General features: G+C 43.0%; 1 protein-coding gene and 1 tRNA gene. Both read right to left on the bottom strand.

The features are described 5' to 3' along the window. Positions 1-38 precede the first annotated feature (38 nt). Positions 39-110: transfer RNA gene (locus tag HT680_RS09060), tRNA-Glu, on the bottom strand. A gap of 71 nt (positions 111-181) precedes the next feature. Next, positions 182-655: a sigma-70 family RNA polymerase sigma factor gene (locus tag HT680_RS09055; protein ID WP_173259831.1), complete on the bottom strand. Its 474-nt coding sequence runs from the start codon at positions 653-655 to the stop codon at positions 182-184. Positions 656-779 lie beyond the last annotated feature (124 nt).

The raw sequence follows: 779 nt of genomic DNA, 5'->3' as shown, positions 1-779 counted from the left end.
AAACTTTTTTTACTTTTTTCCTCCCTGTGATACACTCATAGTCCGTACGGGATTCGAACCCGTGTTACCGCCGTGAAAAGGCGGTGTCTTAACCCCTTGACCAACGGACCTGAGCTTTTCAACTCTTTCTATTATACCTACTTTTTCCTCTTTGTCAAGGACTTTTTTGCCTATTTTCAGTTTATCTAAAATCACTCAATACCACTCTTAATTCTCTCAGAAGGTTCTTTCTACCTTTGAAGCATTCTCCTCCCATCAGACGGTCAAGTTGTTCTTGTTTTTCTTTACTCTGACTTGCCTTGTAATTCTTTAGAAGCTCATGAAAGAGATAATAATCATCCAGTCTGAGTCCTCTTTCTCCTAGGCGATGACTGATTTCGCTCACCTCCTCATAAGGCTCTTTGTCGAAACGGCGCTTGTGACTTTCCTGTTTACGGATGTAGTCTAGGATGCGATTGCGGAATTTGGTTTTAAAGCAGACATATAGTCGGTGTCGTTCACCCACTAGCAACTCTGGATGGTGACTGACCAGCTCATACAGGCACATCATCCCCTCCTGGTCCCAGTCCTCTTTCTCCCACAGATGTAAATGGTATTCTTTGCGGCACTTATGGACAATACCCTTACTTTCTTCGTATAGTTCTTTTAGATTCATAGACCTCTCCTTTCTACCTTTAGTCTAGCAGAAAGCATCAAGCCTTTGATCTACTTCTCCTCTTCTGTACTTCTCGCCACCTCAACTGCATACAAAAAGAGAGGCATGGCCTCTCTGCGGTTAT

The sequence above is a fragment of the Streptococcus sp. 5905 genome (assembly GCF_013276505.1).
In the GTDB taxonomy this organism is placed as follows: Bacteria; Bacillota; Bacilli; order Lactobacillales; family Streptococcaceae; genus Streptococcus.
The sequence above is the reverse complement of the archived record's forward strand: the minus strand, read 5'-3'. Positions and strand labels throughout refer to the sequence as shown.